The organism is Streptococcus acidominimus, assembly GCF_001921825.1.
In the GTDB taxonomy this organism is placed as follows: Bacteria; Bacillota; Bacilli; order Lactobacillales; family Streptococcaceae; genus Streptococcus; species Streptococcus acidominimus.
Window position 1 is genome coordinate 26,593 of sequence record NZ_MSJL01000012.1, and the last position, 25,338, is coordinate 51,930.

Here is a 25,338-nt window from a genome sequence, read left to right on the forward strand (position 1 = left end):
TACCTCCTATTTTTTCCCTAGGGTCTTAGCCCGAATCCCAAAATCCGGCACCTTGCCTGCTGCTATCATATTGGCTTCATAGAGGCCATTGAAATAAGTCGCCCCTAAAGCTCGGTCGTAAAGCCCGTAGCCCGGTGTCTGGGTCTGGTCTCCCCAGATCCTACGACCATGGTCAGGACGCAGGGCTCCCTGCCAATCATGGGCAACGAGCAATTTCACAACTCCGTTCATATCAATATCACCTGCCTGGGATAGATGGGCGGTTTCTTGGAAGCCCCAATCTCCTGCCGTGACATTGCGGGTATGCATAAAGTTGATACGGTTACGCTTCAAGGCATATTCAGTCAGCGCAAGGACATCATTTTTAGGATCAGAAGCGTAAGATCCTACACACATGGTGATACCATTAGTCGGCGAATCATATAGATCAAGGAAACGCTCTACTGCCTTTTGACCAGTTATAATACGTGGAAGTCCAAAGATACCATACGGGGGGTCATCTGGGTGAATCGCCATCTTCACACCAGCAGCTTCTGCGGTCGGCATAATCGCTTGAATAAAGTAAGCTAGATTTTCCCAGAGGTCTTCTTCAGAAATATTCTGGCGGTAATTTTCAATAATCGCTTTCATTTCATCCTTAGAATAAGAAGAATCCCATCCCGGCAAGTTCAAATCATCTGCCACAGGGTCAACTCCTGCCAAGTCTTCTTTCAGAAAGGCGAGGGAGGTGGAGCCATCAGGAAGAGGGTGATGCAAATCAGAGCGGGTCCAGTCAAAAACTGGCATAAAATTGTAACATACGACTGGAATCCCAGCAAGACCAACGTTTTTGATGGAGGTCTTATAATTTTCAATCAAGGCATCACGATTGGCTTTCCCCTGCTTGATGTCTTCATGCACTGGGATCGATTCAATCACAGTGATTTCAAGACCGGCATCTTCTACCATTTTTTTCAATTCTAGCAGTTTTTCCAAGGGCCATGCCTGACCAACTGGAACATCATAAACCGCTGTCACAATTCCCTGCATGCCGGGAATTGCTTTGATTTCTGCTAGGGTCACAGGATCTTTTTTCCCGTACCAACGAAAAGACATTTTCATCTTATTACCTCATTATTTTTCAAAAAATTGTTTCGCATTATAGTAAGAAATAGCTTCTGCCACCTGTCCTAACTCCTGATAGTCTTCTGGCACTTCCTCATCTACTATCCATTGCCCAAGGTATGAAGCCAAGATTCTTCTAAAGTAGTCGTGCCGCTGGTAGGACAAGAAACTCCGTGAGTCCGTCAGCATGCCGACAAAATTCGCTAGCATTCCCTGCTCTGCATAGGCGTTCATCTGGTCAATCATGCCCAGCTTTGTATCGTTAAACCACCAGCCTGCTCCAAATTGCAGCTGGCTTTTATGCTCTTGTTCATTGGCTTGGAAATTAGCTAGGGTATTGGCTAGGGGAATATTGTAGGTCGGATTTAGGTTATACCAAATCATCTTTGGCAGACTATCTGTCTGTACTAGATGATCCAAAAGCTGATTAAGATGGCTAGTGAGGGCTATCTGATCTCCGATCGAATCCACTCCAACATCTGCACCGAGGCGCTCGAACAAGCCCGTATGATTATTGCGCAGAGCGCCAAAATGCACCTGTGTCACAAGACCATACTGCTTGTAGAGGCGGCACAATTCCACAAAGACTGCTGTCTGCCATTTTCGAATATCAGAGATACGCAGTGTCTGCCCCGCCAAGGCAGCCTGCAGCAAATCGTCCAACTCCTCTTTACTTGCCAGTTCAAAGCAAATCTCGGTAAAACTAATATCGCTTGCCAAGCAACCTGCTTGGGCGAAATAGGCAACCCGATCTCCTAAAGCAGCAACCAAGCTAGCAAAACTGTCAATCGTCCGCTTTGTTTTTTGTTCCAAAAGATGGACAAAATCTTTAAAATTCCGGTGTTCAATAAAGGCTTCATCTGGTCGGAAGGTCGGTGCTACAACCGTCTCAAAGCTGGTATCAGCTGCTAAGCGTTGATGCCATTCCAAGTCATCCAAGGGATGGTCAGTTGTGCCGATAAATGCCACCTTGGCAGCCTTAATCAGCTTTCTGGGACTGATCTGTTCTTCTCGTAAAAAGGTATTTAAGCGTTCATATAGCTCTTCTGCATTTTCCTCAGTCAGAAGCTCGCTCACTCCAAAAACCTGCTTTAATTCTAAATGGCTCCAATGGTAGAGCGGATTGCCATAAGCCCTGCTGACTGTCTTTGCCCACGCCTTGAACTTGGCAAGCTTGGAAGCTGATCCTGTAATTTCTTCTTCTGAAATTCCGTTCGCCCGCATCAAGCGCCATTTATAGTGGTCACCACCCAGCCATAAATCCACAATATTGTCATAGACCTGATCCTGATAGATCTCTTTCGGGTCTAAGTGACAGTGAAAGTCATAGATAGGCAGATCCTTGATTTGCTCATACAAGCGATGAGCAGGTTGATTTTTCAACATAAAAGAAGCATCATTAAAGGTCATATCACTCCTCCACTGCTTTTACAAAGGACTGGGCAATCTCTGTCACACTCCTATAACCAGCATCAGCCACCTTGCTCGCAAGGGCTGAACCAATTCCAACGGCACACGCGCCTGCCTTTTTCCAAGCCGCAACGTTGGTAACCGAAACGCCACCTGATGGCATCAGATTGACCTCTGGAATGGGCCCATGAATGTCTTTGATAAAATTCGGTCCCAAGACCCCTCCAGGGAAGAGCTTGATAATCGGACACCCTGCTGTCTGGGCAGATACGATTTCCGTTGCCGTTGCACATCCTGGGAAATACAGAACCTCGTGTTCTGCTGCTACTGCTTGGATCGCTTTAGAAAAGTGTGGGCTGACCAAGAATTGGGCTCCTGCCTCAATAGCCTCTTGAGCCAAAGCAGTCGACATCACTGTCCCTGCACCCACGATAACAGACAAATCATCTGAGAACTCTTGGTTCAAATCATGGATGACCTTAGCTGCATTGGGAGTTGAAAAGGTTATTTCTATATTTTTTATTCCACCAAGAATGGCATGCCGAGCAATCTCTAGCGCGTCATTCTCATCTTTTCCGCGAATGACTGCGAAAAAGTAATTTTCTTTTAACTGTTGTAACATGGTTTCTCCTTTCACCAGAAAACGCTATCACTATGATTACAGTATATAATTCATCTGATGATTTGTCAAGAAAAAGATCATAAAAAAATAAGATAAGTCCTCAATCCTTACTTGAAGACTTATCTTTTATCCTATTTTTCTTTTGGATTTAAACCATGAAGCGTTAAATCTTTATCAAACCATTCCGTCAAAACACTCTGTCTGACAGCGACTATATGGGCTATCATGCTATCATACGCCGCTACTGGATGCCGGTTCTGGATTGCTGACAAAATATTGCGGTGGGCTTTTAGGCTCTCTGATTTCATCTGACGATTTGTATAATTTTCATTGATCAGATGAATGGACTGATTGATAACCGGTATCAAACTCATCATGGCAATATTGCCACTCATCTCTGCTAACATGCTATGGAACTGGACATCAAGTTCCAAGTGGGCTTCATCACCACGATGAACGGCATCTTCGATAGCATCCACGACCTCTTCCAAGCGGGCAATGTCCTCATCAGAGGCAAACTGTGCTACTCTCTCGGCAATTCGAGGCTCCAGAAGATAGCGCAATTCAAACAAATCCGTCGTTAATTTGATACGATCTCGAACCAGAGAGAAGCCTAGAGGATCCTCGGAAACTCCCTTTTTAGAACTGATATAGGTTCCTGATCCCTGACGCACCTCTAAAATATTGCGTGTTGCTAGGCTCCGAACAGCTTCTCGAATCGTCGAACGCCCAACTTCCAAATCCTGCGCCAATTCATACTCATTGGGTAGCTTATCTCCTACAACATAGCCACGTTCCAAAATTAACTCCAATAAGCGATCTGCTGTTTTTTCAACCAAAGGTTTTGACATTCCTATTCCTCCTTGAGACTGGAAAAAATCCCCACTTCGGTCTATTTTACAGCTTGATTCGTTTAATCTAGTGTTCCAGCATCAAATGAGCACTACTGGATACCAAAATCCAACCATTAAAACTCAGAATCGTTGGTTTATGGACGATCACTATCTCTCGCCGATAAGCCCTCTTAACCTTGTGGGAAAGACAACGAAATCTAGACTTTATACTCACTAAACCCCAAAGAACAAGTTAAGAAGTAAGCCTTGGTAAGGCAAGCCAAGACCGACCACGTTTGAAAAGATTTTTTAAAGTATCATTACTGATTTCTGTCCCACCCTCATTATAGCTTATTTTGACTTATAATGGTAGTTAGGAATAGCAGTCCAGCGTTTTTTAAATTCACGGACCACCTGTTTTGGTTCACGATTCCTTGAGAAGAGTCCCTTGTGATTTCCCTTCACTCGAATCAGCATGACATTGGTCTCAAAATCCGCAAAATTCCAGACCTGCTCTCCCACCAGATTGGGAACTGTATCAAATACCCGATGATTCATTTCATAGTAATCTATTTGGTAACTCTCTGTATAGGGAATATCCCACATTGACTGCAAACCTGGTAAGGTATCCGCACCATACTCCGTTACTAAAATAGGTTTGTCTGGGTATAGGTCTTGCCACTGCTTTAATTCAGCGCTTAGCCCCTGCTCTGCTTTTGCCAAATCGCCATGATGTACATACCAGCCGTAGTAGCGGTTTAAGGAAATCACATCAACCAGATCCATCACCTCGTCCTTATCGGGTGTCGCGACCATAATATTGACCAGTGTAACAGGACGGCGTTGTGGATCGCTATCTCTCATGCGCTCAATCAATGGTTTGAAATAGGCTCTCGCTCCTGTTTCATGACTGGCTGGCTCATTTGCCACCACCCACATGACCACTGACGGGTGGTTCTTATCTCGCTTTATTAGCTCATCAATGACCTGTTCATGGGCAGCCTTTGTCTGCATTACTTCCCATGTGTTCTGTCGTTCCTTATTTTCTCCCATCAAATCCAAGGCTGCGCTAAATTGTTGGAACAGACCGACTGCTGGAACTTCGTCAATGACGACAATCCCCATGCGGTCTGCTAAGCGCATCATCTCTTCAGAATAGGGGTAGTGTGATGTCCTAAAGGAGTTAGCACCGATCGCTTTTAGTAAATTCAAATCCATCAGATTGGCTGCTTCATTCAGCCCGCGTCCGTTGATATAGGTATCTTCGTGCTTGCCAAAGCCCTTAAAGTAGAAGGGTTTGTGGTTAATGAAAAACTGCCCATCTTTCACAGTGACACTACGGATACCAAAAGGTTCTGTATAGGTATCAAGGAGCTGACCATCTGCCCACAATTCTACACGCGCAGTGTACAGATAAGCGTCCAAGACCTCCCAGAGGCGTGGCTGTTTAAGAGTAACCCGACCATTTTCTAGCTCCGCAACCTCTTGTTTTTCTTCGTCAAAAATCTGAATCCGAACGGTATCCACTGCCTCTACCGTCTCGACCATCACCTCTACGGAGGCTTCCGACAAATCATCTGATAGCTGACTGGTAATCACAATATCTCGGATATGGTTTTTCGGACGTGTAAAGAGATGGACATTTCGATGAATACCTGCATAATTATAAAAATCAAAATTCTCCAGCATTCTTTTCCGAATAGATCCATCTTCTTGGACTTCTTCCATCAGATTTCCAACCGGCAAGGTTCTATTATTCAATTCGTTGTTGACGCAAACGGTTAACCGGATACTTTCTTCCTGATAGAATCTTGCTGGAACGACCAACTCAAATGGTGTAAACCCACCCCTATGCTCTCCAAGGAGAATGCCATTCACATAGACAGTCGCATGATGGGTGACAGAGCCAAAGCGCAGTACCCATTCTTCCTGGTCTCCCACTTTCGGAACTACGCAATCTGTCTCATACCAGCTGTCCCCAATATAGGAACGCTTCTCTTTGTCTACTAGCACGTCATTGAAAGAGGTTGGTACTACCATAACTTCATTGTTGTCCAAAGCGACTTGCGGATCGCCACTCCCTTGCTTGAAGCGCCAGACACCATTCAAACTCTGCACTCTTCTAGTTTTTGTATTGATCGGATATAACATATTCTACCTTCTTTCTATTTCTAGTGATGAGCAATCGGTCTTGCTCTAGCTAGCATTTCCAGCGTCAAATGTGGTTATAGGGAAAATCACCTTTTGATTTCATAGGATTCATGCGCGAGCAATCGGTCAATATCAGACGGCGTCATCACATTAACATCCCCCTCAATGGTATGCTTAAAGACAAAACTTGCCATGGCAATCTCTACTACTTTTTGACTAGCTAGCTCATTGACACAGCCGTGGATAATGCCTGCCGTAAAGGCATCACCCGTTCCAACCCTATCCAAAACTTGAATCGTCTCCTTATCTGTTTCGTATAGGCTACCATTCTGGTATAAAAAGGCCTTGAGTTGGTATTGATTTGAATAGCCCATCTCCCTTTGGGTAAAGGCAATCCCATCCAGCTGATAGCGCTCCTCAATGGCTGCTAACACTTTTCTCAAACTAGCTCGATCATCATAGGGAGGCAGTAGCTGCAACTCATCTTTCAGATCGCGCCCCTGTTCATCCAGCAAGAGGATCGGTTCTAGTCCAATACAGATATTAGCTAGTTGCACCAGAGGAGAAAGGCGTTCCCGTGCCTCTTGAAAGGAAGCCCATAAGGTTGCCCGATAATTGAGATCTAGGGAAATCTTCACTCCTTTTTCCCTCGCTAAGGTCATCAAGCGATAGGTCAAGTCGTAGGTTGCCTCATTCAGCGCTGCCGTAATCCCACTGACATGGAACCAGTCCACCTGATCAAACACATGATCGAAGTGATAGTCGTCATAGCTTGAGCGGGAAAAAGATGAAAAATCCCGATCATAGATGACTTGACTGGCTCGGACAGAAAATCCTTTCTGGTAATAATACAGCCCCAAACGTCCTGCCCTTTTGATGAGATAGTCCTGACAAATCTGACGGGCAAATAAAAAATGCTCCGCCATCTTTCCCAGTTCATTATCCGGAATTGCGGAAATCAAGGACGTAGCATGTCCTAGCTGGGCTAAGGTTGCCAAGACATTTAATTCCGACCCGCCAAACTGACATTCTAAACGACTTGCTTGAACCATTGTCTGATAATTTGGAGGAGAGAGGCGTAGTAATATCTCTCCTAATCCTACGATTTTTTTCATTCTTTCCTCCTATTTCTATAAGAAGAGGGAGCACGGCGAACTCTTATCCAAAGGTTCTGCGTCAGATTTGCTAGTTTGCCGTAGCTGTTGCGGGCTTGTTTCTTGTGTAGATGTGGTATGGTCGCTTTTTACGCCCTTTGTATCTTGAAATTGAACACGCCCTAAACTCTGTGCGAAAAAGAGACGCAACTGTTGCAATTTTAGTTGCTTACAGGTGGGGCTACCTTTAGGTACAAATTCTCCTCGAAACTAAAGTTTCTGCGTCAAATTTGCTATTTTCGCTTTGAGTTCTTAACGGGCTTTGTATCTTATATAACTGAACTCGGGCTACAACTCACTGACAAAGCGTAGTCAAAAAGTTTAGTAAATTGATAAATATCACAGTAGGCATCTGATTGGCGCTAACACGCCAATCTAGTTGCCTTTGTGGGGGTCTCACTACGAAGCGAACCGCTTCTGTTCGGCCGCCTATTTTGTCTAGGAGTTGCTTACGCCCTCGTATCTTATATTTCATACTGTGTTATATCTACATAGTCCATATCTGACAGCGGTACATTTTTCCCAATTGCTTTGACGCGTTCTTCGTCTTTGGCTGCTTTCATGACATGGATTTTTTCTTGAACCTGTGCCATTGTCACTTGATCCAGCTTGTAGAACTTCATCAAAATCAATGAAATGACAAGCATGGCTACTGGAATAAAGACTAGCAGGGCAATAATCGCACCTTTCAAACTTGGGGTTAGAGGTGTATCAGCGGTTGGGTATTCTTTTGCAAAGCCAATGCCTGCTAAGACAAATCCAACTACCATTGGGGCAAATGAAGAAGCAATCGAATCCGTCAAGGAGAAGATGGTTCCAATCATCCCAGACACATAGCGACCGGAAACAGATGTTTCATAGTCGGAAATATCTGCCCCCATAGTCAAGACCAGACCAGCAGGTGCTGTCGCAAAGTAGCGCAAAGCATACAGGACAACAAAGGCAATCGTGTAGAGGTTCCATTTGGCGAGGTCAAGGGATTTAATATCACCAAAGTAAAGCAAGGCTCCTAGCAATAACATCACTACAATCCCAATTTGTAAACAGGTCACATAGGCTCTACGCAAGCCCTTTGTCCGAGCAATGCTTGCTGCTGAAACGATAACCAGAATATTTGGAATGACCATCAGACCCGAAATCGCTCCTGAAAGGGCGTAATTTCCAAATAAAATCCCAAACAACATCACAATGACAACCGAATCACTAAGCAACTGCGTAACGAATTTGACAAGAGCCGCTGAGAGAGACAAGACTTGCAAGGGGCGGTTCCCCTTGATAATTTTCCAGTAGTCTTTAAGGGCTGTTTTTTGTGTTTTTTCCTCTCCCAGACCAAAGAATTTTTTATTATCTTTCTGCCAGATTCCGATAACCGCAAGAATTGCTAAGACTGCCGAGATCAAAATGACACCTAGCATCAATTCCGTGAAGAAACTTTCTGTAAAGCCACCATGTTTTGGAACTAGGAAGCTCGAAATGATAATCTGACTTCCGGAAAATAGTACAGCTGTCATAATCCCATCAACCACATTAAACAGCGGACGTTGTTTGGGATCATTTGTCAAGGCTGTTTGACCTGCCTTGGTTATGGTCTGCTGCAAGGAATAACCAATCTTATGGACAAGCAAGGCAGCGACAAACAGGGGCATGGTTAACGCACTTCCAAAATGATGAATATTAAACAAGAAGACAAATGATAGGGCAGTAATCACATTTCCCAAAATCAAAATGGGACGATACTTCCCGAATTTCGTATCGGTCTTATCAATTAAAACACCGATTGCAGGGTCAATAAAGCCATCAAATATCCGAATATAGCCCATCAACTGACTTACAAAAAGCACGGCTAGGCCAAGGACACCCGTTGAAAAATACGTTACAAAACTAAAGGCAACCAAATAAATATTGGTTGAGGTATTGTTCATAGCAAATAAAATAATCTGCCACATTTTCGCACGGTTGTAGGTAACATCAGCTGTTCTTTGTTCAACTGTTTTATCCATGGGAAAATCTCCTGTTTTCTTTAATGATTCTACAACATTTTTTGAAAGCGCTTTTGTTGTATCTTTATTGTATAATTCATCTGATGTTTTGTCAACGATTTTTCCGCTTTTTTCGCCAAAACTAGCATTTTTTTCAAAAAATAGGCTAAATTCATCTGATTATTATAAAAAGGTAGGAGGACTTTACAATCCTCCCACCTTTTTTATCTTAGAATCTTTGGTTTCAACACTTAAAGCTCCAACTATTCCATTATAACATAAATATTTTTTAAAAAATAGACTTGTATTAAAATATATTTATGGTATATTGGAGATGTTAAAACTAAGATTATGTTAGAAAGGAGGTTATTTGTTGGGTTGTAGCTTTGGGAGTCGATTAAAAATAAAGAAGGAAAGAATGATGAAAAATTTGAAAATGAAATGTTTTACAATTTTAGTTGCGGTAATAACTATTTTTCCGATGATTTCTTCTAGCGCTATGGCTGTATATGCTAACGAGGTTGTTCATCAAGATGTTGTTACTTCGGAAACATATGTTTCTTCATTTGAACCTCATTTTGGTCTTTCTGAAGAAATACTAAGAAGGGCACGTAATAATGAACTTTCTGATGATGAACAAGCTTTATTGCTCAATAATATGATAGCACCTGTCGGTGAAGATAGAAGTATTTCGATAAGTGCAGTAATTGGAATAGCCATTGGAGCAATTACTTTAGGTAAGGCTAATTATGAGTTAGGAAGATATGTTGCGCGTCAATGTGAAATAAGATTAGGTATGACAAAAGCAGTTTATTTGGGAATGGCTCCTATGCTTAGAGGACAATTAGCTAGAACAATTAGTCCTTTAGGTGCACTAGGTTTTGATGATTATTTTATGGGCGTGTAGCTATGAAACATTCTTTTTTTGATATTTTATCCTTGGTAGGAATTCTCATTGAATTACTTGCAGCATATTATGTATTAAAAGGAGATTTACTATTTGGAGGTCTTTTATTAAGTACCGGTTTGCTGCTTTGTGACTATGCAGATAAAATAAATAAAAAGCATCGATAAAAGATGCTTTCAAATTGAGTAAAGATTAATTTCTAGCCTTTCTCACACCACTGCATATACCATTAGATACTAATCTAAGCAATTGACCAGCCCTTGCTTTGCAAGGGCTGGTTTTATAGTCATACGGCTACCTTTAGGTACAAATCTTCCTAGCTCTAAAGGTATGGGATACCTTTAGAGACGGGAAATAGAAGTTTGCGAAGCAAACTCCCCTCTAGGTTCTGCGTCAAAACTCCTAGTTTGCCGTAGCTGTTGTGGACTATGTCCACTTACGGATATGGTAATAACAGTCAGGGAAGTGACTGTTATTACATAAAGGGGGTATGCTTTGCTCGCTTCAACAGTCTGGGGATAGACTGTTGAAGGTGGGAGATAAAACGAGTGTCCTCGTGTCAAACACTCTCGTAACTTGGAATTGAACTCGGACTAAAAGCTCGGAAAAAAGAGACACAGATGTTCTAGCTTTAGCTAGTTACAGATGTGGCTACCTTTAGGTATAAATACTCCTATTTTCACTGTGTGCTTTTAACGTCCTCGTATCTTAACTGAACACGCCCTAAACTCTGTGCGAAAAAGAGACATAACTGTTTCAGCTTTAGCTGATTACAGGTATGGCTACCTTTAGGTATAAATCTTCCTAGCTCTAAAGGTATAGGATACCTTTAGAGGCGGGAAATAGAAGTTTGTGAAGCAAACTATCTAGTGTCTGCGTCAGATTTCCTAGTTTGCCGTAGCTGTTGCAGGCTATGCCTGCTTTACAGGTACAGTAATAACAGTCAGGGAAGTGACTGTTATTACATAAAGGAGTGCGCTTTGAGTTTTTTACGGGCTTTGTATCTTATGTAACTGAACTCGGACTAAAAGCTCGGAAAATAGATAAACATTCCTAGAAGCTACACTTCTTCGTCATGTTTCCTAATTTTCTGTCGCTTTTTTAACGTCCTCGTATCTTAACTGAACACGCCCTAAACTCTGTGCGAAAAAGAGACATAACTGTTTCAGCTTTAGCTGATTACAGGTATGGCTACCTTTAGGTATAAATCTTCCTAGCTCTAAAGGTATAGGATACCTTTAGAGGCGGGAAATAGAAGTTTGTGAAGCAAACTATCTAGTGTCTGCGTCAGATTTCCTAGTTTGCCGTAGCTGTTGCAGGCTATGCCTGCTTTACAGGTACAGTAATAACAGTCAGGGAAGTGACTGTTATTACATAAAGGAGTGCGCTTTGAGTTTTTTACGGGCTTTGTATCTTATGTAACTGAACTCGAGCTACGAGCTGTGCAAAAAAGATAGTTTTTCCTAGAACTTGAAGTTCTGCGTCAAAACTCCTATTTTTGCTTTGCTCGCTTAACGCTCTCGTATCTTAATTTTCCCACTGTAATAGTCGATCGTTATGCCTTGTTGTACGTTGGGGACAAAGACGTTGAACTCAAGACTGCCATCTGCTGCCTTGGCTTCCAAGTGACTGCCGACAGGCACCAAGTCTTCTGCGGATTGATAAATCAGGGTCACACGATACCGCACTCGTTTGTTTTGATCGAGGGCTCTACGCACCTGAGTTTCAAAATAGTTCTGCCCTGTTGCATCGTGGCGATTGGATTGATTAGACCAAGCAGTCTGAACAGCTATATTTTTAGGATTGCTGGTAGAGGCATCATAGCCTTTCAGCCCACCGACCAAGGAATAGGCTAGCAGGTGCCCTCTGTCAACAGCGTGATTGTACTCACCTTCTAAATTTGTGAGCTGATGCCAGCCCGCAGGCTTCCAGCTAGTGGTCCCATTTCCGGTCTCTTCACGCTTTTGATACTGACGGGTTGCCTTGCTTAATAGGGCATTCCCCACTGTTGGAACTATTTTACCCTGTGCAGTCTTGGTCTTATTCTCCGCATAGGGCTTGCTTGCCACAGAAGCATCAAGTTTGGTTCGATTCCCATTGACGATAAAGGCACCCGCTCCATTATAGACGACATCTGTACCTAGCTGTTTTCTTACCGTATCGGTCAAAACAGAACTAGCCAACTCCTCTGGAGGCACGTGGGCATTACTTCCCGTCCTTGTGACCTGCTCATGTGCGACTTGAGTTGGATTCTCTGTTAGAAAATAGCCTCCTACGATCAGTGAAAGGGTAAGCAGAAAACTGACCAGACTAATACTCTGCTTTTTTCTTTTTTTCTTTGCCATAATTCTCCTATTGAGATTCGAGTAAAGAGGCTAGAACAAATATCCTCGCCTCTCAATGTTTTTGGATCGTTTAGGTTGAGTGGATTCTCATCAGCTGATGTCAGCAGCTTTTGCCTTTTAAACTCTGCCTTCAACAGCCCGATAGAAGCAAGAACTCTTCCCAATCTTCTCGCTCGCTCCTACTTTCCTGTAAACTTTCCGATCAATTCCTGCCATTTTTCGGCAGATAAAATAGCCCAGATATTGTCCCCGTCGCCAATCACGCCATAACCAACCATCAGGCCAATCGCAAACATGATGAGCGCTAAAAGAACAATAAGGAGGATCAACAATAATTGGTTGCTGATAAAGCGTAGACTTTCTTTCTGATCCATTAGTCTTCTCCCTCTCCCTCGATACGTTCGATATCTGCCCCTAGAGCCGCTAGCTTTTCATGGAAATGATAGTAGCCACGATCAAGATGTGTCAGTTTCCCAACCGTTGTAACACCTTCTGCGACTAATCCTGTCAGAATCAAGGCTGCACTGGCTCTCAAGTCTGTGGACATGACTTCTGCTCCCTGAAGTGGATTTCCCCCTGTAATAATAGCTGTATCACGCAGAATATCAGAGTGCAAATCCATGCGGCGCAATTCTTCCAAATGTTGGAAGCGATTTTCAAACACAGTCTCAATCATGGTTGACTCACCCTTAGCCACCGCCATGAGGGCTGTAAATTGAGCCTGCATATCCGTCGGAAACCCTGGATGGGGTAGGGTTTTAACTGTCACCGGCTTCAATCTTTCAACGGATGAACGGATACGAATACCTGCTTCTTCCTCGCTCACCTCGACACCCATTTCCTGCATTTTAGAAATCAAGGGACGATTGTGCTCCCAAATGGCATCCTTGATCAGGACATTCCCACCCGTCATGGCAGCTGCCACCATAAAGGTTCCTGCCTCAATACGGTCTTGAACGACTTGGTGATCAGCACCATGTAGTACCGAAACACCTTTAATCGTAATCGTCTCCGTACCTGCCCCCTTCACTCTTGCTCCCATTTTGTTTAGGAAAATAGCCAAATCAACAATTTCTGGTTCACGCGCCGCATTTTCAATCACGGTCGTCCCCTCAGCCAGAGTTGCTGCCATCATCAAGTTCTGCGTTGCCCCTACACTTGGAAAATCCATATAGAGATGAGCCCCTTGCAAACGTTCTGCACGCGCTTCAATATAACCAGCCCGCTGATGAATACTGGCACCCATGGCTTCCAGACCTTTTAAATGTAAGTCAATCGGCCGACTACCAATGGTACAGCCACCGGGCATAGATACCTTGGCGTAGCCATTGCGCGCCAAAATAGGACCCAAAACTACGATAGAAGCCCGCATTTGATTGACATACTTATAGGGCGCTTCGCTGCCAAGATCCCCTCTGGCATCAACGATAATCTCATTTTCCTCTTGGTGAAAGGCAACGCTAGCACCTAAACCACTCACCACATGATTCATGGTAAAAACATCTGATAAGATGGGGACATTCGATAGTCGTGACTGCCCCTCACTGGCTAGAATAGTAGCCGCTAGCAAGGGCAATACTGCATTCTTAGCCCCTTCAATAACCACTTGACCTTCCAGACGCATCTTTCCACCTCTAACAATAATTTTATCCATTGATCGTTCCTTTAATTCTATTTTCTAATCGACTGTCTTTTCGCAACAAGTCTAAATACATGTATAAGACTCTTGAAAGCCAAAATGATCCTGTGCGAGGAAATTAGCTACGCTAATCCCATTTCCCATCTTCCACTATCTCCATATAGTTGACGAGCGTCCATTTTTGATTTTCTCTGAGTATAATAGTCCTAGCGAAAGACTTCCGCTATGTTTCGGCCGATGGATAAAAGATCCAAAAAGAAAGCCGATACCAAGTAGCCCAAGGCAATCGCTAAAAATATCATAAAGAGTTGAATATTTCGCTGTTGCTCCGCCGTCCCTTTTAACCATTTCGACCAGTCTACTACTGACAGTAGCAGATGATGAGCTAGGTAAATAAACAAGAGATGGCTACAAATCGTTACTAATGATAAAACCATGTTTCTATTATACCAAAAATTTCAAAAAAAATACCGTAGTTCGACAACGAGGAAAAAGAGGCTATTTCCTAACCTCTCTTCTCTTTCTACTCTCCAAAAACCAACTGTTTGCTTTTGATGTGTGTAGGGATGATGTTGACTAGTCAGTCTACTCTTACTTATTCCCGACACGGATTCGGTTAATCGCGCGTTGCAAGGCAATGGCTGCCCGTTTTTCCATGTCAATATTATGGGCATTTTGGGCTTCTTCCAGAGCTTTTTCCGCACGGAGTTTCGCTCGTTCCGCACGACTGACATCAATATCACGCGCCCGTTCTGCTGAATCCGAAACAATGGTAATCAGGTCTTTAGAAACTTCGATAATCCCACCATTGACTGCAATCCAGTCTACATGGTTTTCATCATCAATCCGGCGCACCTTGATTTCATCAATCGCCAGAACAGCAATCAGCTCAACGTGTCCCGGATAGATTCCTAGCTCACCTTCTGTTGTCCGAACCAGTACGAAAGCCGCATGGTGATCATAACGAATACCATCTGGCGTTACAATTTGGACTGTCATTTGTGCCATAAAACACCTCTAAAATCCCATTTTGGCTGCTTTTGCAATCACGTCATCAATAGATCCTACATTACGGAAGGCATCTTCTGGTAACTGGTCATGCTTCCCATCCAAGATTTCTTTAAAGCCACGCACCGTTTCTGCAACCGGTACATAAGAACCTGGCATGCCAGTAAACTGCTCAGCAACGTTGAAGTTCTGTGATAGGAAGAATTGAATCCGACGAGCGCGACCAACCAAGGTCTTTTCCTCTTCAGACAATTCATCCATACCCAAGATGGCAATAATATCCTGTAATTCTTGGTAACGTTGCAAGACGCGTTTGACCTCCATAGCGACCGCATAGTGCTCTTCTCCTACGACTTCAGGTGCGAGGGCACGAGAGCTGGAAGCAAGGGGATCTACGGCTGGATAAATTCCCAACTGGGTCAACTTCCGTTCCAAGTTGGTGGTCGAATCCAAGTGGGCGAAGGCTGTTGCTGGCGCTGGATCGGTATAGTCATCAGCTGGGACGTAGATCGCTTGGATAGAGGTAACCGAACCTTTCTTGGTTGAGGTAATCCGCTCCTGCAATTGTCCCATTTCAGTCGCCAAGGTCGGTTGATAACCAACGGCTGATGGCATCCGTCCAAGGAGGGCAGATACTTCTGAACCAGCCTGCGTGAAACGGAAGATATTATCGATAAACAAGAGCACGTCCTGACCTTCCACATCACGGAAGTACTCCGCAATGGTCAGTCCGGTCAAGGCAACCCGCATCCGAGCTCCCGGTGGCTCATTCATCTGACCAAAGACCATAGCTGTCTTTTCGATAACGCCAGATTCTTTCATCTCCCAGTAAAGGTCATTTCCTTCACGGGTTCGTTCTCCAACACCGGTAAATACAGAGATGCCACCGTGTTCTTGAGCGATATTGTGGATCAGTTCTTGGATGAGGACGGTTTTACCAACTCCCGCACCACCAAAGAGACCAACCTTACCACCTTTCAAATAGGGAGCCAAGAGGTCAATAACCTTAATTCCTGTTTCTAAAATTTCTGTTGCCGTTGACAATTCATCAAAGGTCGGAGCTTTTTTATGAATCGGCTGGCGTTCTACCGACTCGTCAAAGGGTGCTTCTAGGTCAATGGTATCACCTAGGACATTGAAGACACGACCCAGCGTTTCTTTCCCAACCGGGACAGAAATTGGACGTCCAGTGTCTAGCACTTCCATGCCACGAGTCAAGCCGTCTGTTGATTCCATGGCAATGGTTCTAACGACACCATCACCTAGCTCCAAGGCAACTTCAAGTACGACTTTTTGTTTTGATTCATCGTTCTTATAAACGACAAGTGCATTGTTGATCTCAGGAAGTTTATCGTCAGCCGAAAATGCCACATCAACGACCGGACCAACAACCTGAGTAATTTTGCCTGAACTCATTTTTTCTCCTTTATTAAGATATGAGGACGTTAAGCGAGCAAAGCAAAAATAGGAGTTTTGACGAAGAACTTCAAGTTCTAGGAAAAACTATCTTTTTTGCACAGCTCGTAGTCCGAATTCAATTACACAAGATATAAAAGCTTCTTCTTGACACGAGGACACTCGTTTCATTTCCAACCTTCCACAGTCTATTCCTAGACTGTTTGTTTGACACGAGTTGCACTCGTTTTATTTCCAACCTTCCACAGTCTATCCCTAGACTGTGGAAGCAACTCCTAGACAAAATAGGCGGCTGAACAGAAGCGAATAGCTTCGTTGTGAGACCCCCACAAAGGCAACTAGATTGGCGTGGTAGCGACAATCAGATGCCTACTGTGTCTTATCTAGGGGTACTCAACTTTCTGACTACGCTTGCTTTGTCAGTGAGTTGTAGCTCGAATTCAATTCCACAAGATACGAGAGCTGTTATAGCCGTTTAGTTTATTTTTAGTACTAGGCAACGAGTCGCAGGTAGTTGAAATAGTTGATAACTATTTCAAGTGATAGATAAGAAAAGTATAACTTTTCTCAATAGTACAGCAAGACGAGTTAACGAAGTAATAAAAATATAAACTAAATGACTATAACACGAGGACACTCGTTTTACTTCTAATCTTCCACTATCCCAGATAGTGGGGAAATTAGTTGCGCTAAGCTCATCTATTTTGATGTTTATTGAGTATTGCCACTCATTATTCAAGGGCGCTTGCTCCTGCAACAATCTCTGTAATTTCTTGCGTAATGGCTGCCTGACGGGCGCGATTGTAACGGATGGTCAAATTATCAATGGCTGATTTAGCATTGTCTGTCGCTGTCTGCATGGCGATCATACCCGCCGCATTTTCAGCTGTTTTGGCATCCAAAATCGCACCGTAAATCGTCGATTCAGCATACTGGGTCAAGAGTTGCCCCAAAATCGCTTCCCGACTTGGCTCTAATTCAAAGGTAGCCGTATAGCCATCTGCTTCATTGTGATCCAAGTCTTCTACGGGCAACATCTGCTGTACCCGAACTTGGCGGCTCAAACTATTGATATGGTGATTGTAGCAGACATACAATTCATCAAAGATTTCATTCTTGTACATCTCCACCGATTTTGAAATGATTTTCTGAACATCGTCAAAACTTGGATTATCTGCTAGACCGCTTAATTCAAAGATGGGCTGAATACCGCGCGCCCGAAAGAAATCTGCCCCCATTCCACCAATCGCAATGATTTCATACTCGTCCTTGCTCGCATGGTCCTGTTCAATCATTTCCATCACTGCTTTTAAAATCATTGCATTGTAGCTACCTTTTAAGCCACTATCAGAGGTAATCACGATATAACCTGATTTTTGGATCGGTCTCCGAATCAGCATCGGATTGGTCGAACCCTTTATCAATTCGCCACGAAGCAAATCCGTCGTGATTTTTCGAACCTTGCTGGCATAAATTTGAAAAGATTTAGCCAACTGCTCTGACTTGGCTAGCTTGGCAGCTGATACCATCTGCATAGCACCTGTGATTTGACTGGTTTTCTTTGTAGAGGCAATTTTTGTTTTAATTTCATTGAGAGAACCTGCCATAACACTTCTCCTTTACTTAAAGACAGACTGATCTTTGAATTCCTGAATCGCAGCATCCAAGTCGTCTGTATTTGGCAAGTCTTTTGTGATACGGATAGTATCTAAAAGATTGTCATGGTGCAAGTCAAAGTAAGCATACAGTTCTGCTTCAAAGGTCAAAATATCGTCGATTGGTACAGAGTCCAAGAAGCCATTGGTCAAGGCATAAAGAATCAAAACCTGTTTCTCAACTGGCAATGGCTTGTGAAGCGGCTGCTTCAAAACTTCAACTGTCCGACGCCCGCGGTTCAACTTAGCCTGCGTTGCTGCATCTAGATCCGAACCAAACTGGGTAAAGGCCTCCAATTCACGGTAAGAGGCAAGGTCAATCCGAAGCGTCCCTGCTACTTTTTTCATGGCCTTGATTTGGGCTGAACCACCGACACGGGATACGGAAGATCCGGCATCAATGGCTGGACGAATCCCTGAGTTGAACAAATCATCTTTCAAGAAAATTTGTCCATCTGTGATGGAGATAACGTTGGTTGCGATATAGGCTGAAATATCCCCTGCCTGGGTTTCAATAAATGGTAGGGCAGTAATGGATCCACCCCCTAATTCATCTGATACCTTTGCAGAGCGCTCTAACAAACGACTGTGTAGGTAAAAGACATCTCCCGGATACGCCTCACGACCGGGTGGACGACGAAGAAGCAGGGATAGTTCACGGTAGGCTACCGCTTGTTTGGACAAATCATCATAGACAATCAAGACATGCTTGCCCTCATACATAAATTCTTCTGCCATGGCAACACCTGCATAGGGTGCTAAAAATAGCAAAGGCGATGGTTGAGAGGCTGAAGCTGTCACCACGATTGTGTAATCAAGAGCCCCGTACTGGCGAAGTGTTTCTACCTGAGTACGCACGGTTGATTCTTTCTGTCCAATTGCTACATAGATACAAATCATATCCTGATCCTTCTGGTTCAAGATCGTATCAATCGCAAGCGAGGTTTTCCCTGTCTGACGGTCTCCGATAATCAGTTCCCGCTGACCACGACCGATTGGCACGAGGGCATCAATGGCCTTCAAGCCTGTTTGCAGGGGTTCATTCACAGATTTCCGCTGCATTACACCCGGCGCTGGATACTCAATCGGTCTTGTTTTACTTGTCCGAATTTCACCGAGTCCGTCTACCGGCTGTCCAAGCGGATTGACCACACGACCAATCAAGGATTGACCGACTGGCACTTCCATGATTTTTCCTGTCCGGCGCACAACAGAACCTTCTCGAATATCGGTAAAGGGACCTAGAATAATAATCCCCACATCCACGGTTTCCAGATTCTGTGCCATTCCGATCGTGCCATTTTCAAAAACAAGAAGCTCTCCACTCATGGCATTATCCAGACCGTGGGCACGGGCGATTCCGTCACCAATATAGGTCACGACCCCTGTCTCGGTATAGTCAAAATCAGGTTGGAACCCTTCAATTTGTTGTTTTAGTAAAGCGCTAATTTCTTGTGCATTAATCACCAAAAGAACACCACTTTCTATTTTCTAAAGTCTATTTCGAATTTCTTTCAATTGCGTCCGCACACTGGCATCAAGCACCTTGTGGTTAACCGTAATGATAAAGCCACCGAGTACCTCTTTGTCAATTTCTTCTACAATATTGCGAACTTTCAATGAAAAACGGCTCTCCACTAGCTGGCGCACTCTTTCTTTTTGTTCATCTGTTAATGGGTAAACAGACACGACATGCGCATCAAACTCCTGCTTGCTCTTGCTAATCAAGATCAGGGTTGCTTCTAGTGTCTCAACGAGCAAGTCGGCATGTCCGTCTCGCGCTACGGCTTCGATCAAATCATTGACTTGACGGTAGGTCGACTGACGAATGGCATGAACAAATTCCGCCTTCTCGGCTTGAGAAACCGTTGCGGATAAGAGAATTCGATTTAATTTACTATCATGAATCACTGTGAGAATAGCCGAGATTTGGTCATAAATCGTCCAGATATCCTCACGATCATATACCTTATCAACGAATGATTGAGCATATTTTTGCACTAGGGCAGTTTCTCTAGCATTCATTATTCTTCTCCTAGCCTATCAAGATAGCGGTTAATCAACTCGCTATGTGCCTGCTGATCCAAGTCTTCCAAGATAATTTTACTTGCCAAATCGACCGCTAAATCCGCGACTTGAACATGCAATTTCTCTTGAGCTTCACGCTTCTCTGCTTCAATTTCTAAATCCGCCTTCTTCTTCAAGGCTTCGATTTCCACTTTAGCTTGTTCTAACATGCGTTTTTTCTCTAATTTTGCCCGATCAACAGCATCTTGAACAATCTTTTGTCCCTCTATACGACCTTGCGCCAACTCTTGCTCTCTTTGGTCGACAAGACTTGAGGCTTCTGCCAATTTTTCTTCGGCAGCATCAATGTCGCTTGAAATTTTAGCAGCACGTTCTTCAAAAATACCTGTAATCTTATCCCAAGCAAAAAGGCGAATCGCCACAATCAATACGGCAAATGAAGCCGTTACTAGAATAAAATTACCAAGCATGGTACTGTTTATACTTAGTCCTGTAATCATGAATACCTAATCCTTTCCTATTCACCTTCAACTTGAATTTTCTTGTTCAAATACATCGAAACCAGCATGACAAACACGTAGGCTTGCAAGCAGGAAATAAAGACTGAAAAACCAGTCCAGATGACATTCAGTAGGAAGGCGATTGGATAAGCAAATGCACTTTTTTGCGACATCTGTACCAAGAGGGTCACTAGAATTTCACCGGCAAAGATATTTCCGTACAAACGAAGTGCAAGAGAAGCTACGTTGGTCACTTCTTCCAGAATATTCATCGGAGCCATCGCCCAAGGGGTCACAAATGCTTTTAAGTAATTTTTCAATCCTTGGCGGCGCACACCTTCTACATGGCAGAAGACAACTGCCATGATGGCTAGTCCGAAGTCGTATGCCATATTAGAAGTTGGAGAAGTCCAAAAGTTCACACCTTCTGATGACTCTAGCTTGGTCATCAAGCCGAGGTTATTCGCCACCAAGAGGAATAAGAACAGAACAAAGAAATAAAGAGCGTACCTTTTTGATTCTGTATCGCCCAAATTTCCCTTGGTAAAGTTCATGGTTAGCTCATAGACATATTCCAAAACATTTTGCTTCCCCTTTGGTTTCAATGTCATATTGCGACTTGCCCAAAATACAAGTAAAAATATACTGGTGATAGTAACCATTGTGACAATGATCATGGTTACATCAAAGGTTACAGGACCTAGAGTAATAGTTGGAGCTGCAGTTCCTTCCACGATTACTCCCCCTTTCTAATGATTCTGAGGCATTCCTTATCCACGCAAGAAAAGTGTCATCGCTAGGGTTACGAAGAAGGTCCCCTCGATAAAGGCAACGCCCATGAATACTCCTGTCATTAGTTTGCTTTGTAGTTCAGGCTGACGTGCTGTTGAGCTAAGATAGCTAGCAACCAGAAGTCCCTCACCAACACTAACACCTAAACAGGCAATACCTAAAGCTAATGCAGATACATCCATTTTTTAATTCTCCTTTAAAATTTTTATACCATGATAGGATACTCCTAAAAAATGCTTTTGTCAAGAAAAGACAGTAGTTGAAAACGTTTTTCGCTTGGAGTGTCTAGAAAAAAAGAAAAGATTTTACACCTTTTCTTCCTATTTAATAGTATCTTCCAGATGATCTGTCTCTTCAATAAATCGTTTGGTCATGTCTTCTCGACTGGTATCCTCCATATCAAGAGTAATGGCCTCGTCAGCCACCTTATCCGTATCTGCAAAAAATGCAATGTGATTGGCAAGATTGACCAATTCAACAGGGGCATCTCCTCCGTACTCACCATCGAGATTCAACATCATCCGATTGTTGCTGTCCAAGGATTCGACAGTTAACTGCCGCGTCTTGATATACTCGATCTTATCGCTATCGACATGCTTACCACCATCAATAACGAGACGAATCAGATGTAGGATTTCAAAGAGGTTTCCTGTCTTGACCATGATCAGGGTAAACATACCGTCGTCTAGCTTAGCGTCTGGAACAATCTGTTCAAAACCACCGATCGAATTGGTCAGGGCAACGAAAATCATTGAAATTTTTCCCTCAAATACTCCTTGGTCATGTGTCACACGAACGGGTGTAAATTGCACCTGCGGTAATAGCTCTGCCCCCTTTACGACATAGGCTAGGTAACCAAAGATGGTCTTGAGTTGGCTCGGAACACTGTACGTCAACTCGGTCAAGGTTCCAGCTGCTGCAATATTGATAAAGTAGCTCTCGCCAGCTGCTTGATTTTTAGCAAGACCGATGTCCATAAGAACGGTCTGCTGTTTTCCAATCACCTTGGCAGCTTCAATCGGATTGCCCCGTGGAATCTTCAAGGCACGGGCGTAGTCATTGGTCGTTCCAGTCGGGATAATCGCCATTTGCGGGCGTTCTGGAAGAAAGGCAATGCCATTGACGACTTCGTTGATCGTCCCGTCACCTCCTGCCGCAATAATCAGATCCACCCCTGCCTTGGCTACTCTCGTCGCTTCATTTTTTGCGGAATCTGGTTCAGGACTTGTCTGAAAAGCTGACGTTTCATAGCCAAACCCTTCTAAAATATGCAAAACGTCTGCTACATTTTTCTTCATGATTTCCTGTCCAGAAACAGGATTGTAAATCAATCGTGCTCGTTTTCTTCGTTCCATCTGTTGCACCTATAAACTTTCTAACCAGGCTTCATCTCGTACTTCAATCCCCAATTCCTGCGCCTTGGCTAACTTACTTCCAGCATCACTTCCTGCCACGACAAGGTCTGTTTTTTTGGAGACCGAGCCTGCCACATTAGCTCCTAAGCTCTCCAGTTTGGCCTTGGCTTCGCTTCGCTTGAGGCGTTCTAATTTCCCAGTCAAGACAATGGTCATACCAGCCAGCTGTGCGTCTGATGAAACTTTCTGCCCCAGATAGGAGAGGTTAACGTCCGAGGCTTCTAATTCTGCTAGCAGGGTTTTGGCTCCCTCGCTTCCAAAATAGGTGGTCAAGGACTCGGCAATCACTGCTCCGATACCGTCTAAGACAGCAATTTCCTCAAGGCTTGCTTCCGCCAGCCTTGGAACAGTCACAAAGTTTTCAAGGACGATCTTACTGGCCTTGCTCCCTACATGGCGGATACCGAGACCAAATAAGAGGCGTTCTGCTGAATTGCTTTTTGATGCTTGAATGGCTTGGTAGAGCTTGGTTGCCGATTTTTCCTTGAAGCCCTCCAAGGTCAATAAATCCTCGATAGATAGCTGATAGATATCTGCCACATCATGGACTAGATTGGCTGAAAAGAGCTTTTCTACGATTGACGGGCCAAGCCCTGCAATGTTCATGGCATCACGACTTGCAAAATGCTCTAGCTTACTCTTTAATTGAGCAGGGCAGAGCGGATTGATACAGCGCAGGGCTACCTCGTCCTCATAGTGGCGCAACTCGCTGCCACAACTTGGACATGCTGTCGGAATGAGCAGGGGCTCTTGCTGGTCACGTTTTGCTTCAACAACAGACAAGACAGCAGGGATAATATCCCCCGCCTTATAGACAATGACCGTATCATGCAGGCGAATATCCTTGTCTGCAATGTAATCGACATTGTGCAAGGTTGCCCGACTTACCGTTGTGCCTGCCAGCTGAACGGGGGTTAGATTAGCGGTTGGTGTCACAACGCCTGTCCGCCCGACTGTCCAGTCAACAGAAAGAATCTCCGCTTCTTTTTCCTCGGCAGGGAATTTATAGGCAATCGCCCAACGCGGTGCTTTAACGGTAAAGCCTAGTTCTTCCTGAACCGCTAGGTTATTGACCTTAATCACAACGCCATCAATGTCGTAGGGCAGGTTTTGTCTCCGACCTGCCAAGTCCTCAATAAAATGCCAGACATCTTCCATCGTGTCTGCCAAATAGTAGTCCTGATTGGTCACAAATCCAAGTTTGGTCAATTTTTCCAGTACGTGGGACTGGCTGTCCGCTTCTGTCGGACTAGCTTCTTGGTACAAAAACGTTGCTAGACCACGTTTGGCAACGATCCGCGTATCCAATTGGCGCAGGGTTCCTGCTGCCGCATTTCGGGGATTGGCAAATTCGACCTCACCTGCTTCTTGGCGAATCTGGTTCACCCTGCCAAATGAAGCCTTGGGCATGTAACACTCCCCACGAACAGTGATGTCTAGAGGCTCTGGTAGGGTCAGCGGAATATCCTGCACTCGCTTGAGGTTTTCGGTGATATTTTCGCCAATGCTTCCATCACCACGGGTCGCTCCCACGACCAAGTGTCCTGCTTCATAGGTTAGAGAAATCGATAAGCCATCAATTTTTAATTCACAGATATAGGTCACATGAGGAAATTCCTTGCGGACGCGGCGGTCAAATGCCGCTAATTCTTCAAAAGAAAAAGCGTCCTGTAAACTATACAAGGGATACTGGTGCTGGTATTTGCTGAATCCCTCCAAGACCTTGCCTCCCACACGGTGACTGGGACTATTTGGTAAGACCAAATCAGGATGGGCAGTCTCTAGTTCAACTAAGTCGCGGTATAGCTTGTCATATTCCGCGTCTGAAACAAGCGGACTATCCAAACGATAATAGGCATCTGCATACTGATTAAGCTGTTTTACAAGTTCATTCATTCTATTTTTCATGCTCTTATTATAGCACATCTCAGACAGCAGTCAAAAAAACAATATCATACGCCTATAAATAATTAAAACGCCCTTATTGACAGGGCGTTTAATGTATTAATACTCGTCAAAAATCAAATTCTGACGTCGTTCATTCACCTTGCTGAGTAAAAAGCTCCAGTGGAGGTTTTTAGCCTGTTCCCTTAAAACAAGAAAGAACAGAGTTCTATTTGCTTCACCAGTCTAGGAATAGACTGGTGAAGGTTGGAAATAAAGAAAACGAAGTTTTCGTCAACCCAATCTAGGAAGAGATTGTTGGAGCAGGTAGAACGAGTGTCCTCGTGTCAAACGCTCTCGTATCTTGGGTAATTGAGTTCAGCCTAAAACCTCGGAAAAAAGATAGACTTCCTTGTGTTCATCGAACACCTCGTCAGTCTCCTATTTTTCGTTCGTTTTTTTAACGGCTTCACATCTTATATAACTGAACTCGGAC

General features: G+C 43.9%; 22 protein-coding genes. 1 reads left to right on the forward strand and 21 read right to left on the reverse strand.

Going from position 1 to position 25,338, the window contains the following annotated elements:
- Window positions 1-6 precede the first annotated feature (6 nt).
- The 7 genes from uxuA to BU200_RS03830 form a co-directional block, all read right to left on the reverse strand.
- Window positions 7-1,101 (reverse strand): mannonate dehydratase, encoded by a 1,095-nt coding sequence (uxuA, locus tag BU200_RS03800; protein ID WP_075098900.1) that lies wholly within the window; start codon window positions 1,099-1,101, stop codon window positions 7-9.
- Window positions 1,102-1,113: 12 nt separating this feature from the next.
- The gene (gene uxaC / locus BU200_RS03805) at window positions 1,114-2,514 is read right to left on the reverse strand and encodes a glucuronate isomerase (protein WP_075098901.1); all 1,401 of its coding nucleotides are present in this window, start codon (window positions 2,512-2,514) and stop codon (window positions 1,114-1,116) included.
- A 1-nt stretch (window position 2,515) separates the two neighbouring features.
- Window positions 2,516-3,136, reverse strand: coding sequence for a bifunctional 4-hydroxy-2-oxoglutarate aldolase/2-dehydro-3-deoxy-phosphogluconate aldolase (locus tag BU200_RS03810; protein WP_075098902.1), 621 nt, complete (start codon window positions 3,134-3,136; stop codon window positions 2,516-2,518).
- A gap of 131 nt (window positions 3,137-3,267) precedes the next feature.
- Window positions 3,268-3,987 carry a FadR/GntR family transcriptional regulator gene (locus BU200_RS03815; protein ID WP_075098903.1) on the reverse strand — a complete coding sequence of 240 codons (720 nt, stop codon included), beginning with the start codon at window positions 3,985-3,987 and terminating at the stop codon, window positions 3,268-3,270.
- A gap of 333 nt (window positions 3,988-4,320) precedes the next feature.
- On the reverse strand, window positions 4,321-6,120 hold the full coding sequence (uidA, locus tag BU200_RS03820) for a beta-glucuronidase (protein ID WP_075098904.1): 1,800 nt from the start codon (window positions 6,118-6,120) through the stop codon (window positions 4,321-4,323).
- An 86-nt stretch (window positions 6,121-6,206) separates the two neighbouring features.
- Window positions 6,207-7,235, reverse strand: a complete 1,029-nt coding sequence (locus BU200_RS03825; RefSeq protein WP_075098905.1) for a sugar kinase — start codon at window positions 7,233-7,235, stop codon at window positions 6,207-6,209.
- A gap of 503 nt (window positions 7,236-7,738) precedes the next feature.
- Window positions 7,739-9,274, reverse strand: a complete 1,536-nt coding sequence (locus tag BU200_RS03830; RefSeq protein WP_075098906.1) for an MFS transporter — start codon at window positions 9,272-9,274, stop codon at window positions 7,739-7,741.
- 397 nt (window positions 9,275-9,671) lie between these two features.
- On the opposite strand from BU200_RS03830, the gene BU200_RS03840 reads away from it, so the two are divergent.
- Entirely contained in the window at window positions 9,672-10,160 is a 489-nt protein-coding gene (locus BU200_RS03840; protein ID WP_142237020.1) for a hypothetical protein, read from the forward strand.
- A gap of 1,511 nt (window positions 10,161-11,671) precedes the next feature.
- Here BU200_RS03840 and BU200_RS03845 read toward each other — a convergent pair.
- The 14 genes from BU200_RS03845 to ligA all read right to left on the reverse strand — a co-directional run bounded on the left by BU200_RS03845 (window position 11,672) and on the right by ligA (window position 24,866).
- A complete protein-coding gene (locus BU200_RS03845) occupies window positions 11,672-12,505 on the reverse strand; it encodes a DNA/RNA non-specific endonuclease (RefSeq protein WP_075098909.1) in 834 nt (277 codons plus the stop codon).
- 179 nt (window positions 12,506-12,684) lie between these two features.
- Window positions 12,685-12,879, reverse strand: coding sequence for a DNA-directed RNA polymerase subunit beta (locus BU200_RS03850; RefSeq protein ID WP_075098910.1), 195 nt, complete (start codon window positions 12,877-12,879; stop codon window positions 12,685-12,687).
- Window positions 12,879-14,159 (reverse strand): UDP-N-acetylglucosamine 1-carboxyvinyltransferase, encoded by a 1,281-nt coding sequence (gene murA, locus BU200_RS03855; RefSeq protein WP_075098911.1) that lies wholly within the window; start codon window positions 14,157-14,159, stop codon window positions 12,879-12,881. Before murA ends, BU200_RS03850 begins: the two co-directional genes overlap by 1 nt.
- 191 nt (window positions 14,160-14,350) lie before the next feature.
- Window positions 14,351-14,581, reverse strand: coding sequence for a DUF1146 family protein (locus BU200_RS03860; RefSeq protein ID WP_075098912.1), 231 nt, complete (start codon window positions 14,579-14,581; stop codon window positions 14,351-14,353).
- 154 nt (window positions 14,582-14,735) lie between these two features.
- The gene (locus tag BU200_RS03865; protein WP_075098913.1) at window positions 14,736-15,152 is read right to left on the reverse strand and encodes a F0F1 ATP synthase subunit epsilon; all 417 of its coding nucleotides are present in this window, start codon (window positions 15,150-15,152) and stop codon (window positions 14,736-14,738) included.
- A gap of 9 nt (window positions 15,153-15,161) precedes the next feature.
- On the reverse strand, window positions 15,162-16,568 hold the full coding sequence (atpD, locus tag BU200_RS03870) for a F0F1 ATP synthase subunit beta (protein ID WP_075098914.1): 1,407 nt from the start codon (window positions 16,566-16,568) through the stop codon (window positions 15,162-15,164).
- Window positions 16,569-17,299: 731 nt separating this feature from the next.
- The gene (locus BU200_RS03875) at window positions 17,300-18,175 is read right to left on the reverse strand and encodes a F0F1 ATP synthase subunit gamma (protein WP_075098915.1); all 876 of its coding nucleotides are present in this window, start codon (window positions 18,173-18,175) and stop codon (window positions 17,300-17,302) included.
- Window positions 18,176-18,187: 12 nt separating this feature from the next.
- Window positions 18,188-19,693 (reverse strand): F0F1 ATP synthase subunit alpha, encoded by a 1,506-nt coding sequence (atpA, locus tag BU200_RS03880; RefSeq protein WP_075098916.1) that lies wholly within the window; start codon window positions 19,691-19,693, stop codon window positions 18,188-18,190.
- Window positions 19,694-19,714: 21 nt separating this feature from the next.
- Window positions 19,715-20,248 carry a F0F1 ATP synthase subunit delta gene (locus BU200_RS03885; protein WP_075098917.1) on the reverse strand — a complete coding sequence of 178 codons (534 nt, stop codon included), beginning with the start codon at window positions 20,246-20,248 and terminating at the stop codon, window positions 19,715-19,717.
- Complete coding sequence (atpF, locus tag BU200_RS03890) at window positions 20,248-20,751, reverse strand: F0F1 ATP synthase subunit B (protein ID WP_075098918.1); 504 nt, start codon at window positions 20,749-20,751, stop codon at window positions 20,248-20,250. Before atpF ends, BU200_RS03885 begins: the two co-directional genes overlap by 1 nt.
- Window positions 20,752-20,768: 17 nt before the next feature.
- A complete protein-coding gene (gene atpB / locus BU200_RS03895) occupies window positions 20,769-21,485 on the reverse strand; it encodes a F0F1 ATP synthase subunit A (RefSeq protein WP_075098919.1) in 717 nt (238 codons plus the stop codon).
- Between the two features lie 36 nt (window positions 21,486-21,521).
- Window positions 21,522-21,725 (reverse strand): F0F1 ATP synthase subunit C, encoded by a 204-nt coding sequence (locus BU200_RS03900; RefSeq protein ID WP_075098920.1) that lies wholly within the window; start codon window positions 21,723-21,725, stop codon window positions 21,522-21,524.
- A gap of 138 nt (window positions 21,726-21,863) precedes the next feature.
- Window positions 21,864-22,898, reverse strand: a complete 1,035-nt coding sequence (locus BU200_RS03905) for a diacylglycerol kinase family lipid kinase (RefSeq protein ID WP_075098921.1) — start codon at window positions 22,896-22,898, stop codon at window positions 21,864-21,866.
- A 9-nt stretch (window positions 22,899-22,907) separates the two neighbouring features.
- Window positions 22,908-24,866, reverse strand: a complete 1,959-nt coding sequence (gene ligA, locus BU200_RS03910) for an NAD-dependent DNA ligase LigA (RefSeq protein ID WP_075098922.1) — start codon at window positions 24,864-24,866, stop codon at window positions 22,908-22,910.
- Between the last annotated feature and the right edge of the window lie 472 nt (window positions 24,867-25,338).